The sequence below is a fragment of the Actinokineospora globicatena genome, assembly GCF_024171945.1.
Classification (GTDB): Bacteria; Actinomycetota; Actinomycetes; order Mycobacteriales; family Pseudonocardiaceae; genus Actinokineospora; species Actinokineospora globicatena.
The window spans coordinates 776,352-792,764 of record NZ_JAMTCR010000006.1; the positions used below are offsets into that span (position 1 = coordinate 776,352).

Annotated in this window: 7 protein-coding genes and 1 pseudogene; 5 read left to right on the forward strand and 3 right to left on the reverse strand. The window is 73.2% G+C overall.

Translation table 11 applies throughout. From position 1 onward, the window contains the following. Positions 1-397 precede the first annotated feature (397 nt). The 4 genes from LV79_RS31005 to LV79_RS31020 all read left to right on the forward strand — a co-directional run bounded on the left by LV79_RS31005 (position 398) and on the right by LV79_RS31020 (position 10,108). Positions 398-2,458 (forward strand): DNA gyrase/topoisomerase IV subunit B, encoded by a 2,061-nt coding sequence (locus tag LV79_RS31005; protein ID WP_253841834.1) that lies wholly within the window; start codon positions 398-400, stop codon positions 2,456-2,458. Between the two features lie 32 nt (positions 2,459-2,490). Next, entirely contained in the window at positions 2,491-4,974 is a 2,484-nt protein-coding gene (locus LV79_RS31010) for a DNA gyrase/topoisomerase IV subunit A (RefSeq protein WP_253841835.1), read from the forward strand. Between the two features lie 242 nt (positions 4,975-5,216). Next, positions 5,217-7,940 carry a helix-turn-helix transcriptional regulator gene (locus LV79_RS31015; RefSeq protein WP_253841836.1) on the forward strand — a complete coding sequence of 908 codons (2,724 nt, stop codon included), beginning with the start codon at positions 5,217-5,219 and terminating at the stop codon, positions 7,938-7,940. Positions 7,941-8,971: 1,031 nt separating this feature from the next. After that, positions 8,972-10,108 (forward strand): S1 family peptidase, encoded by a 1,137-nt coding sequence (locus tag LV79_RS31020; protein WP_253841837.1) that lies wholly within the window; start codon positions 8,972-8,974, stop codon positions 10,106-10,108. 64 nt (positions 10,109-10,172) lie between these two features. Here the strand turns inward: LV79_RS31020 and LV79_RS34710 are convergent, their stop codons facing one another. Beyond that, positions 10,173-12,917, reverse strand: coding sequence for an ATP-binding protein (locus LV79_RS34710; RefSeq protein WP_285470693.1), 2,745 nt, complete (start codon positions 12,915-12,917; stop codon positions 10,173-10,175). A gap of 212 nt (positions 12,918-13,129) precedes the next feature. On the opposite strand from LV79_RS34710, the pseudogene LV79_RS31035 reads away from it, so the two are divergent. Further along, positions 13,130-13,789, forward strand: a pseudogene (locus tag LV79_RS31035) (dioxygenase family protein); the annotation flags it as partial. 344 nt (positions 13,790-14,133) lie between these two features. On the opposite strand, the gene LV79_RS31040 reads toward LV79_RS31035, so the two are convergent. After that, a complete protein-coding gene (locus tag LV79_RS31040; RefSeq protein WP_253841839.1) occupies positions 14,134-14,937 on the reverse strand; it encodes a GntR family transcriptional regulator in 804 nt (267 codons plus the stop codon). Positions 14,938-15,087: 150 nt separating this feature from the next. Next, positions 15,088-16,077, reverse strand: coding sequence for a GDP-L-fucose synthase family protein (locus LV79_RS31045; protein WP_253841840.1), 990 nt, complete (start codon positions 16,075-16,077; stop codon positions 15,088-15,090). Positions 16,078-16,413 lie beyond the last annotated feature (336 nt).

Sequence of the window (16,413 nt, forward strand, 5' to 3'; positions counted from 1 at the left end):
GGTGTAGATGTGCTGTGGTCTAGACCATAAACGCGGGTCTGATCACCCGTCAAGACGAGGCCTACCGGCCACCGGGCGGTAAATTCACACAACCGCCGGTGCGTTTCAACCCCCGGTCAAGCGTCCGTACGGCGCATGCCATCACCATCTGGGGGTCCCGGCGCCCGGACTGGACCACCCCGGCCCGGCCGGGCCCCCCGGTTCGGACCATCCGCCTCGGACCGTCGGCGCGACCCGGCCCGTGGCGGGCGCCACGCCGCTCGCCCGGCGCGGTGCGCCACGGCTGTCGGGGTGGGCCGATACCCTCCGGTACCTTGGGACACCTGTTCGAGCGGCACCGGCCGCGCGGGCGCCGGGCGCGCGCCCGGGAGGACGACAGCAGCGGGAGAAGCACGCGGTGACTGCCGAGACCCTCTACGGGGCCGACGACCTGACGCACCTGGAGGGTCTGGAGGCGGTGCGCAAGCGGCCCGGCATGTACATCGGGTCGACCGACAGCCGGGGCATCAACCACCTGTTCGCCGAGGTGGTCGACAACTCCACCGACGAGGGCGTCGGCGGGCACGCCACCTCCGTCGTGGTGACCCTGCACGCCGACGGCAGCGTCCAGGTCGACGACGACGGCCGCGGCATCCCAACCGGCGTGCACGCCAAGTCGGGTTTGTCCGGTGTGGAGCTGGTGCTCACCAGGCTGCACGCGGGCGGCAAGTTCGGCGGCTCCGGCTACAAGACCTCCGGCGGCCTGCACGGCGTCGGCGCCTCCGCGGTCAACGCGCTCTCGCACCGCTTCGACGTCACCGTCAAGCGCGAGGGCAAGGTCCACCGGATGTCGTTCGCCCACGGCGTGCCCGGGGTGTTCGACGGCGACGGTCCGAAGGCCCCGTTCACCAAGCGCTCCGGCCTCGACGTCGTCGGCAAGATGCGCCGCGGCGAGCGCGGCGGCACGTCCATCCGCTACTGGTACGACGCCCGCTACTTCGAGAACGGCGCCGCGCTCGACGTCGAGGCGGTCCGGGCCAAGCTGCGCAACACCGCGTTCCTGGTCCCCGGCGTCAGCTACGTCCTGCGGGTAGAGGACCAAGAGGACCCCGGCACCTACTCCGAGGAGTCCTTCCACTTCCCCAACGGGCTCACCGACATGGTCGAGTTCTTGGCCCCCGACGGCGAGCGCGCCGTCTCCGGCACCCTGCTGGTCACCGGTGAGGGCACCTACCAGGAGAACGCCGCCGACGAGAACGGCGTGATGCGCTCCAAGGTCGCGCGCCGCGCCGAGGTCGAGGTCGCCTTCCGCTGGGGCACCGGCTACGAGCGCACCGTGGAGTGCTTCACCAACACCATCCGCAACGCCCACGGCGGCACCCACCGCAAGGGCTTCGAGCGGGCGGCGGTGAAGGCGCTGCAGGAGGCCATCACCAAGACCAGGGGCCTGCTCAAGCCCAAGGAGGACCCGCCGACCCTCGACGACGTGCTCGAGGGCATGACCGCCGTGGTGCACGTGCGCGTCCCCGAGCCGCAGTTCACCTCCCAGACCAAGGACGAGCTGTCCACCGCGGGCATCACCAAGGTCATGCAGGGCGTGCTGGAGCGGCACCTGCGCGAGTGGACAGAGGACCGGCGCACCAAGGCCGAGGCCAAGGTCGTGCTGCAGAAGATCGTTGACGCCGGTCGGGTCCGGCTGGCGCAGAAGCAGCAGAAGGACGCCGCCCGCCGCAAGACCGCGCTGGAAGGCGCGGCGATGCCGCCCAAGCTGGTCGACTGCCGCACCACCGGCGTCGCCCGCAGCGAGCTGTTCCTGGTCGAGGGCGACAGCGCGCTCGGCTCGGCGCGGATGGCGCGGGTCTCGGAGTACCAGGCGCTGCTGCCGCTGCGCGGCAAGATCCTCAACGTGCAGAAGGCCAGCCTGGCCGACACCCTGCGCAACGCCGAGATCGCCGCCATCGTGCAGGTGCTCGGCGCGGGCACCGGCCGCACCTTCGACCTGGCCGCGATGCGCTACGGCCGGGTGATCCTGATGGCCGACGCCGATGTCGACGGCTCGCACATCCGCACCCTGCTGATCACCCTGTTCGCCAAGTACATGCGCCCGGTCATCGACGACGGCAGGCTCTACGCCGCCATGCCGCCGCTGCACAAGATCACCACCCGCGGCCGGTCAGCCGAGACGATCTTCACCTTCACCCAGCGCGAGATGGAGACCACGGTCGCCAGGCTGGAGCGCTCCGGCAAGCAGGTCGTCACCCCGGTGCCCCGGTTCAAGGGCCTCGGCGAGATGGACGCCGACGAGCTGTGGGACACCACGATGAACCCGGCCACCCGCTCCGTCCGCCGCATCACCCTCGGCGACGCCGAGGCGGCCGAGGCCGCGCTGGAACTGCTGATGGGGGAGAAGGTGGAGCCGCGGCGCAACTGGCTGGTCGACTCCGCCGCCCGCGTCGACCAGTCCGCGATCGACGTCTGAGCCAGACCGCACCCGAGAGAGAGCCGCAGCCGATGGCCCGCCGCAAGGCCCCCTCCGCCAAGGTCGACCCGTCCGCCTTCGACCAGGCGGGCGCGACCGTGGTGGACAACCCGGTCCGCACCGAGATCGAGGACTCGTACCTGGAGTACGCCTACTCGGTGATCCACTCGCGCGCCCTGCCCGACGCGCGCGACGGCCTCAAGCCGGTGCACCGGCGCATCCTGTTCTCCATGCACGAGCAGGGCTACCGGCCCACGCACGCGTACGTGAAGTCCTCCCGCGTGGTCGGCGACTGCATGGGCAAGTACCACCCGCACGGCGACACCGCGATCTACGACGCCATGGTGCGCCTGGCCCAGGACTTCTCGCTCAACGCGCCGCTGGTCGACGGGCACGGCAACTTCGGCTCGCCCGACGACGGCCCGGCCGCCAGCCGCTACACCGAGGCCAGGATGTCGCGCGAGGCGATGCTGCTCGTCGGTGAGCTCGGCGAGGACACCGTCGACTTCCGGCCCAACTACGACGGGTCGCTGCTCGAACCGGTCGTGCTGCCAGCGGCGTTCCCGAACCTGCTGGTCAACGGGACGTCCGGGATCGCGGTCGGGATGGCGACCAACATGATCCCGCACAACCTCGGCGAGGTCGTCGCGGCCGCGCGGTACCTGATCACCCACCCCGAGGCCGACCTCGACAAGCTGATGGAGTTCGTGCCCGGCCCCGACCTGCCCACCGGCGGCATGCTGCTGGGGCTCGACGAGGTGCGCAAGGCCTACGAGACCGGCCGCGGCGTGGTCCGGATGCGGGCCAAGGTGGAGATCGGGCACCTGGAGGGCAGCAGGCGCCAGGCCATCACCGTCACCGAACTGCCCTACCAGGTCGGCTCGGAGAAGATCATCGAGAAGATCACCGAAGAGGTGAACAAGAGCAAGCGGCTGACCGGGATCGCCGACGTCAAGGACCTCACCGACCGGGAGAACGGCACCCGGCTGGTCATCGAGTGCAAGGTCGGCGTCAACCCGCAGGCGCTGCTGGCCGACCTGTACCGGCTGACCCCGATGGAGCAGTCCTTCGGCATCAACAACCTGGTGCTCGTCGACGGGCAGCCGCGCACCCTGGGGCTCAAGGCGCTGCTCGAGGTCTTCCTGCGGCACCGCTACGAGGTCGTCACCCGGCGCACCCGCTACCGCAAGCGCAAGCGCGAGGAGCGGCTGCACCTGGTCGAGGGCCTGCTGGTGGCCCTGCTCGACATCGACAAGGTCATCCGGCTGATCCGCGGCAGCGACGACGCGGCGGCCGCCAAGACGGGCCTGATGACCCGGTTCAAGCTCTCCGAGATCCAGGCCACCTACATCCTCGACACCCCGCTGCGCCGCCTCACCCGCTACGACAAGATCGAGCTGGAGGAGGAGCAGGCCAGGCTGCGCGGCGAGATCGAGGAGCTGGACAAGATCCTCGACGACGAGAAGGTGCTGCGCCGGGTCGTGTCCACCGAGCTGGGCAAGGTCGCCAAGGACCTCACCGCCGAGCGCCGCACCGCGCTGATCGACGGTGACCTCAAGGAGGTGCTGGCCGCCTCGAAGCCCGCCGGTCCGCTGGAGGTCGCCGACGACCCGTGCCAGGTGGTGCTCAGCGCCACCGGCCTGGTCGCGCGCACGGCGGCGGAGTCCGAGGAGGCGTCGGAGGGCCGCACCCGCAAGGGCCGGGCCCGCCACGACGCCGTCACCGCGCTGGTCCACTCGACCGCGCGCGGCCAGGTCCTGCTGGTGACCAACCGGGGCCGGGCGTTCAAGACCGACGTGCTGCCGCTGCCGGTGCTGCCGGAGCAGAGCGGCACGGTGTCGCTCTCGGGCGGCATGGCGGCCAGTGAGCTGGTCGCGCTGGAGAAGGGCGAGCGGGTCATCGGCATCGCCCCGCTCGGCGACCAGGCGGCGGGCTCACCCGGTCTCGCGCTGGGGACCCGCCAGGGCGTGGTGAAGGTGTGCGCCCCGGAGTGGCCGGTCCGCTCGGACGAGTTCGAGGTGATCACCCTCAAGGAGGGCGACGAGGTCGTCGGCGCCACCTGGCTCACCGACGGCTCGGAGACCCTCGCCTTCGTCACCGCTGACGCGTCCCTGCTGCGCTACGCGGCCTCGCTCGTGCGCCCCCAGGGCCTGCGCGGCGGCGGCATGGCGGGGATCAACGTCCCCGCCGACGGCAAGGTGGTCTTCTTCGCCGCCCTGCGCATCGACGACCCCGACCACGGCGAACCCCAGGTGGTCACCTCCACCGGCCAGTCGGTCAAGGTCACCCCCTTCGCCGAGTACCCCGCCAAGGGCCGGGCCACCGGCGGCGTCCGCGCCCACCGCTTCCTCAAGGGCGAGACCGCCCTCGTCCTCGCCTGGATCGGCCCCCGCCCCGCGGGCTCCACCCGCACCGGCTCCGCCGTCGAACTCCCCGAACCCGACCCCCGCCGCGACGGCTCCGGCCACGCCCACCCCGGCCCCGACGTCATCGGCCACCTCGTGGAACGGGCCTGAGCCAGCAGATCCGGCCGTGGTCAGGCACATCTGTCGATCCGGTGTGCCTGACCACGGCCTGTTCACCGGTCAAGTGGACATGACCGTCGCGCAGGCTCGTCCTGATCACGCTCATTGACGCACAGAACGCACTGCCGCACTTGGGGTCCGAGTGGTTCGGGACCGTGGTCAGCGGTGGTTGTTCCCGGTTGGTGCCGTCTGTACTGTGTCGGGACCTGTGAGCCGGTGAGGTGAGGGCGTTAATGGGCGGTGCCGGGGCCGCGCGTGGGCTGGTGGGGCGGGAGCGGGTGTTGGCCCGGGTGCGGGCCGGGCTTGAGCAAGGTGGCGGGGTGTTGCTCACCGGGCCGAGCGGGATCGGGAAGACGACGATCCTCGACGCGATCGACAGCGGTGGGCGGGTGCTGCGGGCGACCGCGGCCGAGGCGGAGCGGTGGATCTCCGGTGGGGTGTTGGCCGAACTGCTGGCGCAGGTGCCGTCGGCGATCATCGCCGCGTTGCCGGAGGAGTTCCACCGCGCCGCCACCGAGGTGCTCGTGGGGCGCCGGGACGACGGCGGGATGCCGCTGCGGCACGCCTGGCACCTGTCGCTGCTTGCCATGGCGGCCAAGGAACCCGTGCTCGTGCTGCTCGACGACGCCCAGTGGGTCGACGCCGCCTCGGCCGATGTCATCGCCTACGCCGCGCGGCGGGTCGGGTCGGCGGCGGTGCGGACCGTGGTCGCGGGCAGGCTCCCCGAGGCCGTCCCGCTCGACGACGACGGTCCCCGGGCGGTGCCGCCTGCCGCGCTCGCGCCAGGACCGGTGCTGCGCCTGGAAGTCCCGCCGCTGAGCGCCGACGACCTCGCCGAACTGCTGGACGCGCACGGACTCCCCGCCCGCACCGCCGCCGCCATCCACGCCGACTCCGCTGGGAACCCGTACCTCGCGCTGATCCTCGCGGGCGCGGCCACCGACCGCGACCACCCGCCGAACGTCGCGGCACTGGTGCGGGAACGGCTGGCCGGGCTCACCCCAGCCGAACGGGAAACGGTGCTGTGGTGTGCTTTGGCGTCCAGGCCGACCGTGCGACTGCTGCTGCGGGCCGGTCGGGCCGAAGCGGTGCGTGACATCGCCAGGGCGGCCGAGGTCGGGCTCGTGGTGACCGACGCGGACCGGATCCGGTTCACCCCACCCGCCGCCGCCACGATGATCGCCGACCTCGCCGACGCCGGGTACCGGGCCGCCGCGCACACCACGCTGGCCGAGGTCGTCAGCTCCGACGCCGACCGGGAACGCCACCGCGCGCTGGCCTCCGCCGACCCGGACGCCGCGACCGCGCGGGCACTGGTCGTCGCCGCGGAAACCGCGCAGCGCCAAGGATCCCGGGACTTGGCAGCCGAGTTGTACCTGCTCGCCGCCGACCGCACCCCGCGCCACGAACGCGCGCAGCGGCTGGAGTGGTTGGTCGCGGCCGCGCAGACAGGGGCGGTGGCTGCGCGCCAAGATGTGGTGCGCCGCGCCGCCGACGCGGTGCTCGCCGCGGATTCCGCTCCGCTGCAACGGGTTCGCGTGCGGATGTCGCTGATCCACCTGGCGGGCCAGGGAGTCGCCGACGAGCAGGAGCTGTTCGCGTTGGCGTTGGCCGACGCGGGGGACTGCCCGCGCTCCGGTGGCCTGCTGTGGCTGTGGCGGGCGTGGGCGGCGATGATCAACGGGTGGCCCGCCGCGTCGGCCGAGCAAGCCGGTCGCGCGGTCGAGTTGGCGCGCTCGGTCGGTGACACCTCCATCGAGTCGATGGCGCTGGCCACGATCGCGCTGATGCGGCGGCTGGCCGGGGACCCCGACTTCGAGGAACCGTTGCGCGCGGCCCTGGTGCTTCCGCCGCCGGACATGGACGGCTGGCTGCACTTCTCGCCCGCGTCGGTCGTCGCCCGCTTCGCCGCGCTCGACGACCGGCTGGAGGACGCCCGCGCGATGTACCTGGGCATGCTCGGCATGGTCGAGCGCGGCGCGGCGGAGGAACTGGTCAACGTCCTGCGCGGGCTCACCGAGGTGGCCGCCCGCCTGGGTCGCTGCCGCGAGGCGATGGAGTACGCGGCCCGGGCTCGGCGGATCGGCGGCGAGGCGCGGCTGAGCCCGGCCCCCGGCTGGCACACCAGCGCCGTCGCGGAACTGGCGGGCGGCAGCGTCGCCCGCGCGGTGACCTACGCCGAACGCGGTGTGCGGGCCGCGGAGCAGGACTCGGACCTGGTGTTCCTGCGCAGGCACCTGCACCTGCTCGGCCAGGCCCTGGTGCGCACCGGCCGCCCGGCCGAGGCGGTCGTGGCGCTGCGCCGCATCCCGGAACTCGAGGCCCCGCGCGGCATCCGCGACCCGACGATGCTGCGCTGGCACGCCGACCTGGCGACCGCGCTGGTGTCGGTGGGGGAGCACGACGAAGCCGCCGACCTGCTGTCCGACACCCGCGACCGGCTCGCGAACGTGCCCGAACCGGCGGGGGTGTCCGCACAACTCGACCGCGCTGAGGCCTCGCTGCTCGCGGCGCGCGGAGACGCCGACGGGGCCGTGGACCTGTTGCTGGGGGCCGAATCCGTGTTCACGGCTTTAGGTCAACCACTGGAGACGGGCCACTGCTTGTTGGTGCGCGGCCGGGTCGAACGCGGCCGCCGCCGGTACGCCGCGGCGAGGGAACCCGTGCTCCGGGCGGCGGCCCTGTTCGCCGCCGCCTCGGCCCGCCCGTGGGCCGACCACGCCGACCACGTCCTCACCCGCCTGGCGGGCGCCGCCGAGGCCAGCCAAGCGCCGACGGACCTGACCGCCACCGAGTCCCGCATCGCCGCCTTGGTCGCCGAGGGCGCCTCCAACCGCGAGATCGCTGACCGGCTGTTCATCAGCGTCAAGACGGTCGAAGCCTCCCTGACCCGCGTCTACCGCAAACTCGGCATCCGCTCCCGAACCCAACTCGCAGCCCGCCTCCACACCGACTGACCCGCGCCGCGCCTCGATATCACCGACTTATCTCGACCATCGAGAAGCCTCGCATTGCCTCTCGATGTGGCAGGCGCGACCACCCATCCGGCGGACTTTTCGCCCCGCTCCACCCGCTCCGCCGGGGTTCGCCCAGATCGCGTTGTCCACAAGGGGTCGAGTTATCCACAGGTTTTCGTCGTCACCCCTTCGGGGGAGGGGGTCCTTGTAGACTGGGCCTGGGGACGCCCCCCGGGACAGGGTGGGGGCTGGGGTTCGCGGGGATGGCCTCCGCGGCGGCTTCCGGGGGTGGTCTTCGGGGCCGCTGGGCGGGGTTGGGGGCGGGCGGGTCGGCGAAGTGAGTGGCGGGCGGTGGCTTGGCGGCGCGCGGGGCGGTGGGCAGGCGCAGGCGAGGCGGCGGGTGAGTGGGCGGCAGGTGAGGCGGCGGCAGGTGGGCCAGCGGAAAGCGAAGCGGCGGCAGGTGGGGCGCCTGGCGGGGGGGGCGAGCGGGGTGGTTGGACAGGCGGTGGGGGAGTGTTGTCGCAGGCGGGGTGGGGGTGCGAGGGTTTCCCCTGATGCTCGGGCGCGGTGCCGCGCCTAGCGTGTGCCGCACAGGTCGGAGCGCTGGGAAAAGGTGGCAGGCATTGTCGGCGCCGGGCTCGCGGAATTCGGCCTGGGGCGGGCGCGGACCCCGCTGTGATATCCACCTTACGCCCGAGGGTGGTGGGGTTCGCGCCGTGCCTGCGTGGGCGGTTTGGCCTGCGGGTAAGGGTTTCACAGTTAACCGGGATGGCCGGTGGCGGCGGGTGATCATGCCTGGGCGCTTATCCGGGAAGGTGAAATCGGTTCGCTGGAAATGCGCAGACCAGCGGTGGTTTTCCCACCGGATGAATATCCGGTAACAAGTTCCCCTTGTGGTCGTCCAGCGCCGCGAGCACGATTCGGGAACAGCCGCCGGATACGTCGCGAGTGAGGGCTTGAGCGCATTCGGCGGAAAGGGCCGGTTTCACCGCGGCCCGCGTCCCCTGCAATCGAGAACCGATGGAGCACATGTGAAACGCACACTCGTCGCCGCCGTGGTGCTGACCGCGGCCGCGGCCGCGGTGGCCACCGTTCCCGCGTTCGCCGGTCAGGAAGCCGTCCCCGCCCCGACCGCCTCCGACGTCACCCCCGAGGTGCTCAGCGCCATGGAGCGCGACCTCGGCCTGTCCCGCGACGCCGCCATCGCGCGGCTCGACAGCGAGACCAGGGCGACCGCGCTCGAGGCCGAGCTGCGCGGCAAGCTCAGCGACTCGTTCGGCGGCGCGTACTACGACGCCGGGTCCGGCAAGCTCGTCGTCGGCGTCACCGACAGCGGCAAGGCCGCGCAGGTCCGCGCGGGCGGTGCCGAGGCGACCGTGGTGCGCCACAGCGCCCGCCACCTCGACGCGACCGCGCAGGGGCTCGAGGGCAAGGCCGCGCCGCAGGGTGTCACCGGCTGGTACGTCGACGTCCAGCGCAACACCGTCACCCTGACCGCCGCCAAGGGGTCCACGGCCGCGGCCAACCAGTTCGTCGCGGCCGCCGGGGTCGACGCCACCGCCGTGTCGGTCGTCGAGTCCACCGAGTCCCCCCGCCCGCTCTACGACGTGCGCGGCGGCGACGCCTACTACATCGGCTCCGGGTCGCGCTGCTCGGTCGGGTTCTCGGTGCAGGGCGGGTTCGTCACCGCCGGGCACTGCGGCCGCTCGGGCGCCACGACCAAGGGCTCCAACCAGGTCGCCCAGGGCACCTTCGCGGGTTCGTCGTTCCCCGGCAACGACTACGCCTGGGTCCGCACCAACACCAACTGGACCCCGCGCGGCGTCGTCAACCGCTACAGCGGCTCCACCACCGTCGCGGTGAAGGGCGGCACCGAGGCCGCCGTCGGCGCGTCGATCTGCCGCTCCGGGTCCACCACCGGCTGGCGCTGCGGCACCGTGCAGGCCAAGAACCAGAGCGTCAACTACCCGCAGGGCACCGTCAGCGGCCTGATCCGCACCAACGCCTGCGCCGAGCCCGGTGACTCCGGCGGCTCGTGGCTCTCGGGCACCCAGGCCCAGGGCGTCACCTCCGGTGGCTCCGGCAACTGCTCCTCCGGTGGCACCACGTACTTCCAGCCGCTCACCGAGATCCTCTCGGTGTACGGCCTGCGCCTGGTGACCAGCTAGCCGTCACCTCGCACAGCGGGCCCCGGCGACGTCGTCCCAACGGCGCCGGGGCCCGCTGCCCCGTTCAGTCGCACGGCAGGTCGGACCTGGTGCGCACCCCGCACTTGCGCAGCGCGTTGGCCACGTGGTCCTCGACCGTGCGCACCGAGATGAACAGCGCCTCGGCGATCTCCCGGTTGGTGCTGCCGCGGGCAGCCATCCCGGCCACCGCGGCCTCCCGCGGCGACAACGCGTCCCCGTAGCCCCGCCGCCCGCCCCGGTGCCGCGGGGTGACGCCGTGCTTGCGCAGGGCTTGGGCGCACCGGGCGGCGTCCCAGCGCGCGCCCAGGTCGGTGAAGCCCGCCACGACGTCCACCATCGCCTCCTTGTCGCCGTCGTCCAGCAGCACCGCCGCCAGGGCCTCCCTGGCCAGCAGCCGCGCGTACGGGCGGCCCATCGCCTCGTACTCACCCTCGGCGGCGGCGAACAGGTCCACCGCCTTCGCCCGCGGCGCGACGTACCCAGCGGCCTCCAGGGCGGCCGCACCGGCGGCGGGCGCGTCCCGGTCCACCACGGCGTCCGCGAACTCCCGGTGCAGCGCCACCGCACCGGCCCGGTCGCCGAGTGCCACCATCGCCGCGCACGCCTGCGGCACCGCCTGCGCCGCCCACCCCCAGTTCCCGTGCCTGCGCACCAGGTCCACCGCGGGGGTCAGCAGCGCCAGCGCCTCCTGGGCGCGGTTGCCCGACAGCGCGATCCTGGCCCGCGCCGCCGCCACCCCGGCCACCTGGGAGATGGTCAGCAGCTCGGCGCGCTCGCCCACCGCCCGCAGGTCCACCTCCGCGTCAGCGAGCGATCCGGTCGCCAGGGCCAGTTCCGCGCCGACCAGCCGCACCTCCGCGTCCAGCAGCGGCAGCCGGTGCGCCTGCGCGCTCGCCAGCACGTGCGCGATCCGCTCCGGCAGGCCCTCCCAGTGCCCCGCCGCCAGGTCCAGCCGCAGCCGGGTCCCCGCGACGAGCCGGTTGGTGTAGAGCCCGGAGTCCTGGTCGACCAGCGTGGGGATCAACGCGAGCAGGTCCCGCGCCCGCGCGTCGTGGCCCAGCAGCAGCGCCGCGTCGGCCGCGTTGCTCGCCCCGCGCAGCAGGTGCAGCCGGGCCTCCGGTGTCGACCCGCGGGCCAGCGCCGCGCGCCACACCGGCCAGCCGTCGGGGTCGCCGTAGTACAGCAGCACCGACGCGTGGTTGACGTGCACCGCGGTGTGCACCGCGTGGTCGTCGAAGGAGCCGAGCATGTTCAGCGCCCGCTTCGCCCACGCCAGGTGCTCGGTGACCGTCCCGGAGGTGGAGGACGGGATGGCCAGCGCCGCCATCGCCCGCGCGGCCAGGTCCGGCCGGTCGGCCAGCTCGGTGACCGCGACCCGCAACTGCTCCCGGCCCGCACCCGACTTGCCCGCCTGCGACACCAGCAGCATGCCGAGGCCGAACCGGATCTCACCGCGCGGCCGCTCGGGCAGGTCGTCCTCGGTCAACACCGCCCGCAGCGCCGCGACGGCCTCGTCGTGGCGCAACCCGGGCTGCGCCGCGCGGCTGAGCAGTGCCGCGACCCGTGCCCTGGTGGTGATGTCGATGCCGGACCCGGACACCACGTCCGCCAACAGGTCGACCGCGGTGTCCCCGTCGCCGAGCGCCACCGCGCGCGTGGCCGCCGCTTCGGCGTGGCGCACCCAGTCGGCCACCAGCCCGGCGTGCTTGCAGTGCCGGGCCAACCTGGCGTGCGGCACGGGGTCCACGTCGGCGAGCACGGTCGCCGCGGCCCGGTGCGCGCGCCGCAGTTCGTCGGGTGCGAGCAGGTCGATCACCGCGCGGGTCGCCAGCGCGTGCCTGGTCGCCAGCAGCCCCGGCGCGCACTGCCGCAGCAGCCCGTGGGCCAGCGCGCGGTCGATGGCCTCGGCCGCCGTCGGGCGGTCCAGACCAGCGACCCGGCCGAGCAGGTGCTCGTCGACCGGGGCGCCGAGCGTGGCCGCCGCGCCGACCACCTCGCGCACCGTCGCCGGGAGCGCGGCCAACCGCTCGGCGATCGACCCGCGCAGCGCCACCGGCGCGGTGAGCCGGTCGAGCACCGAGCGCGGCGCGTCGGCCAAGCGGGGCGCCGGTTCCGCTGGCAGCGCCCGGCACACCTCCTCGACCACGAACGGCACGCCTCCCGTCAACTCGTGTAGACGTGTGGCGAACTCGGCGGTGACCCTGGTCAACCCGAGCAGACCGGCGGCCAGTTCACCGACCTCCGCGACCCGCAGCGGCCGCACCGTGGTCTCCACCGCGCGGGCCCACCGGGGCAGGTACCCGGCGAGGTCGACCACCGGCCGCTCCGCGCGCACGCTCTCCGGCCGGTAGGTGACCAGCACCTTCAGCTTGGGCGGCAGCCCCCGGCACAGGAACCGCAGGAACTCGTAGGTGGCCTTGTCGGACCAGTGCAGGTCCTCGAGCACCATCACCGCGGGGCCCAGTTCGGCCAATCCCGCGCGCACTCTGGGAAAAACGTCGACCCGGTCCACCCGGCCGACCGGCGGGCTGAACACGTCCAGACCTTTGAGCGCGTCGAGCACCGGCCCGAGTGGGAACGGCTCGCGCAGCGGCAGGCACTCGCCGACCAACCAGTGGTGCCCGAGCAGGTCCGGGTGCTCGCGCAGCTCGGCCACGATCCGGCTCTTGCCGATCCCCGCCTCGCCCGCGACCAGCACAAGCGCGGGCGCGCCGACCGCGGACAGCCGCGCGAGCTCGGCGGCGCGGCCGACCAGCGGCGCGCGGTCCGGCCCGGTTGATCTGTCCACAGTGGTTCCCAGAGGACCCGATTCCATGCTGCACCTTTTGCCTGGGGTGAACGGCTTTCGCGCCCTGTTCACCACGGATCTGCTCACGGTAGCGCCTGAGTTAAGCCCGTATCGCCACGGATTGCAACGAGGTCGTCACTGCAACAGCATCGGGTGTGCCAATCCGTGACGATCGCCAACCCGGTGGTCTCGTCGTAGGAGGTACTCCCCAAGTGACTGACCAGCTCCCCACCACGGAAGACGCAGGCGAGGGCAACATCACCCGCAAGCGCCTGCTCCAGCTCGGCGCCCTCGTGGTCCCCGCCGCGGGCATCATCGGCGCCACCGCCGCCGGTGGGTTCGCCGCCGCCAGCCCGGCCGAGGTGCGCCCCGAGGGCGCCGAGGCGATCAACCTGGCCTGCACCCCCGGCCAGAGCACCACCATCGCGCAGACCGAGGGCCCGTACTTCAAGCCGGGCTCCCCGCAGCGCACCAGCCTGATCCAGCCCGGTACCACCGGTACCAGGCTGACCGTCAGCGGCTTCGTGTTCAGCCGCTCGTGCAGGCCGCTGGCCAACGCGCTGCTGGACTTCTGGCAGGCCGACAGCCGCGGCGCGTACGACAACAGCGGGTACACCTTCCGCGGGCACCAGTACACTGACGCCAGCGGCAAGTTCACCCTGACCACGATCGTGCCCGGCCTCTACCCGGGGCGCACCCGGCACATCCACGTCAAGGTGCAGAACCCGGGTGGGCGGATCCTGACCACCCAGCTCTACTTCCCGGGTGAGCCGCGCAACAACACCGACACCATCTACGACCCGCGGCTGCTGATGAACGTCCGCACCGTGGGCTCGGCCAAGGAGGGCACGTTCGACTTCGTGCTGAACGTGGCCTGACCAGCTAGCCCGCGCTCCACAGTGGACGGCTCGTGAGCCGTCCACTGCCGCGCGGTGAGACGTCCGACGGCGCAACCCTGCCGCCGGTCGACGCCACCCGACGCGGCGGAAAACCGATGGCGGACCGTGCACCTACGCCTCGCACCCCGCCGCCGCCCGCGTCGGGCCCGGCGGCGCCGGTCGCGGCGGCGCGGACGTCGGACTCGAGGTCGCCCCCGGGTCGGACCGGCCGGGGATCGGCCACGGGGGTAGGGGTGCCGGGCACAGCAGGGCCCGGCACCCCGTCTTTCGTCCGCCCTGGTCGCGCGTTCGCACTACGGGTGGAGAACAACCCCAGGTCAGTGCGACCAGCCGGGCCCCTTGTGTCCACTGTGGACGTCGAGCTGGTAGCCCTTGGCGGTGAAGCTGGCCAGCACGCTGAACCGGTCGCCGCGCACCACCGTGTGCCGCCACTCCACCGGGGTCCGCCCGGCCAGCCCCAGCCGGTCGATGGCCAGCGCCGCGGTGTCCGCGGGCGCGGCGAGCAGCCTGCGCTCACCCGGGGTCGGCACGACCGCGCGGATGCGCTCCTGGCCGTCGGTGAGCCGGATCCCGCAGCGCTCGTCCAACTCCCGGTAGAGCGAGGTCTCGGTGAAGTCCGCGTCCCGCAGCCCGGCGGCCAGCGCGTGCGGCAGCCACACCCGGTCCACCGCCAGCGGCGTGCCACCGGCGAAGCGCACCCGCTCCAGGTAGAGCAGCGGCGTCGACTCCTCCAGGCCCAGTTTCGCGGCCACCACCCCGTCCGCGCGCACGTCGAGCACCCGGACCGAACTGGTGGCGCTCAGGCCGTTGGCCCGCACCGACGCGAACAGGCTGTACAGCGCGCCCAGCGGCTGGGTGATCTCGGTCTGCCTGCCCAACCGGGGCGGGTGGCCGCGACCGGCGACGACGGTGCCGTCGGCGCGCAACCGGCGCAGCGCCTCGCGCACGGTGTTGCGGCTCACCTCGTAGGCTGCGGCCAGCGCCAGCTCACCGGGGAAGGAGCGGGTGAACTCACCGCCCTCGACCCGGCGCAGCAGGTCCGCGTGCAGTTGCGCCCACAGCGGGGTGGGCAGGCTCCGGTCGAGGCGGGCCGCGCCTGGGCGCTCGACGGCCGGGATCACCGCCGCTCACCCCCCTCGCGTGCCTGGTCGGCGGATCGTTCACCGTCGAACCTAGCAGGTGGGCGCGCGCTCCTGGGGGCGCTCGGGCGAATCAACCGGTCGCGGGCGCCACCGGGAGTTCACTGTGGATTACTGGTCGGTCGGGGTCGGCTACCCGACCATCTCGTGCCCGCGCACGGCCTCGCGCTGGCGGGGGAGCGCGGTGCTCTCCAGGTACCACTGGTAGGTCGCGGCGATCCCCGCGCGCAGCCGGATCCTGGGCTCCCAGCCCAGGCCGGTGAGGGTGCGGATGTCGAGCACCCGGCGCGGCGCCCCGTCGGGCATCTCCGCGTCGAACTCGAAGGACCCGGTGTAGCCGATGGTCTCCGCCAGCATCTTGGCCAGGTCGGCGATGCTGATGTCGCGGCCGGTGCCGATGTTGACCGGCGCGGGCTCGTCGTAGTGCTCCAGCAGCGTCACGCACGCCTCGGCCAGGTCGTCGACGTGCAGGAACTCCCGGCGCGGGGTGCCGGTGCCCCACACCTGCACCGACTCCGCGCCCGACTGCGCCGCCTCGTGGATGCGCCGCATCAGACCGGCCAGCACGTGCGAGGAGGTCGGGTGGAAGTTGTCGCCGGGGCCGTAGAGGTTGGTCGGCATGGCGCTGATCCAGGCCAGCCCGTCCTGCTCGCGCACCGCCCGCACCTGCGCCATCCCGGCGATCTTGGCGATGGCGTAGGACTCCGTGGTGGGCTCCAGGGCGCCGGTCATCACCGAGGTCTCGCGGATCGGCTGCCGCGACTCGCGCGGGTACAGGCACGACGAGGCCAGGAACAGCAGCCGCGGCACCCGCAGCGCGCGGGCGGCGTCGAACACGGAGACCTGGATGCGCAGGTTGTCGGAGATGATGTCGGCCGGTTGGGTGACGGTGGTGAGGATGCCGCCGCCGCGCGCCGCGGCGAGCACCACCACGTCCGGGCGGTGCTCGGCGAAGAACCGGGCGGTCGCGGCGTGGTCGCGCAGGTCCACTTCGGACGACGAGGCCAGGACCAGGTTCTCGTGGCCCGCCGCGCGCAACCGCCCGCACAGCGCCGAGCCCGCCAGGCCGCGGTGGCCCGCGACGAGGATCCGGCTCGCCGTGGTGAGCCGAGGAGCGTGCATCTGCGGTCCTTCCCGTCCAGGGGTGCCGGGCCCCGGGGCCCGGCAGCCCCGGTGATCACCGACGGTCGTGCGCCAGGATGGCATCCGCCGCGCGGCCGCGCCGCTGGTCGGGGCGCTGGTGGGACCGGTGGGGCACCTGGGGGCGACCCGGGCCGCGACGGTGCGTGCTGAACACCCGGGTCCGGACCTGCCAGCATCCCCTGAACAGGTAGAGATCGACGGACTTGAGTCACTGAAGGTCCTGGTTTTTCCCGATTGGTGGCGGCGTTACCCCACCAACGGGTCAACTTCGGGTGGGCGGGTCGCCCGGTGGTCGTCCCGTCCACTGTGGAGGAC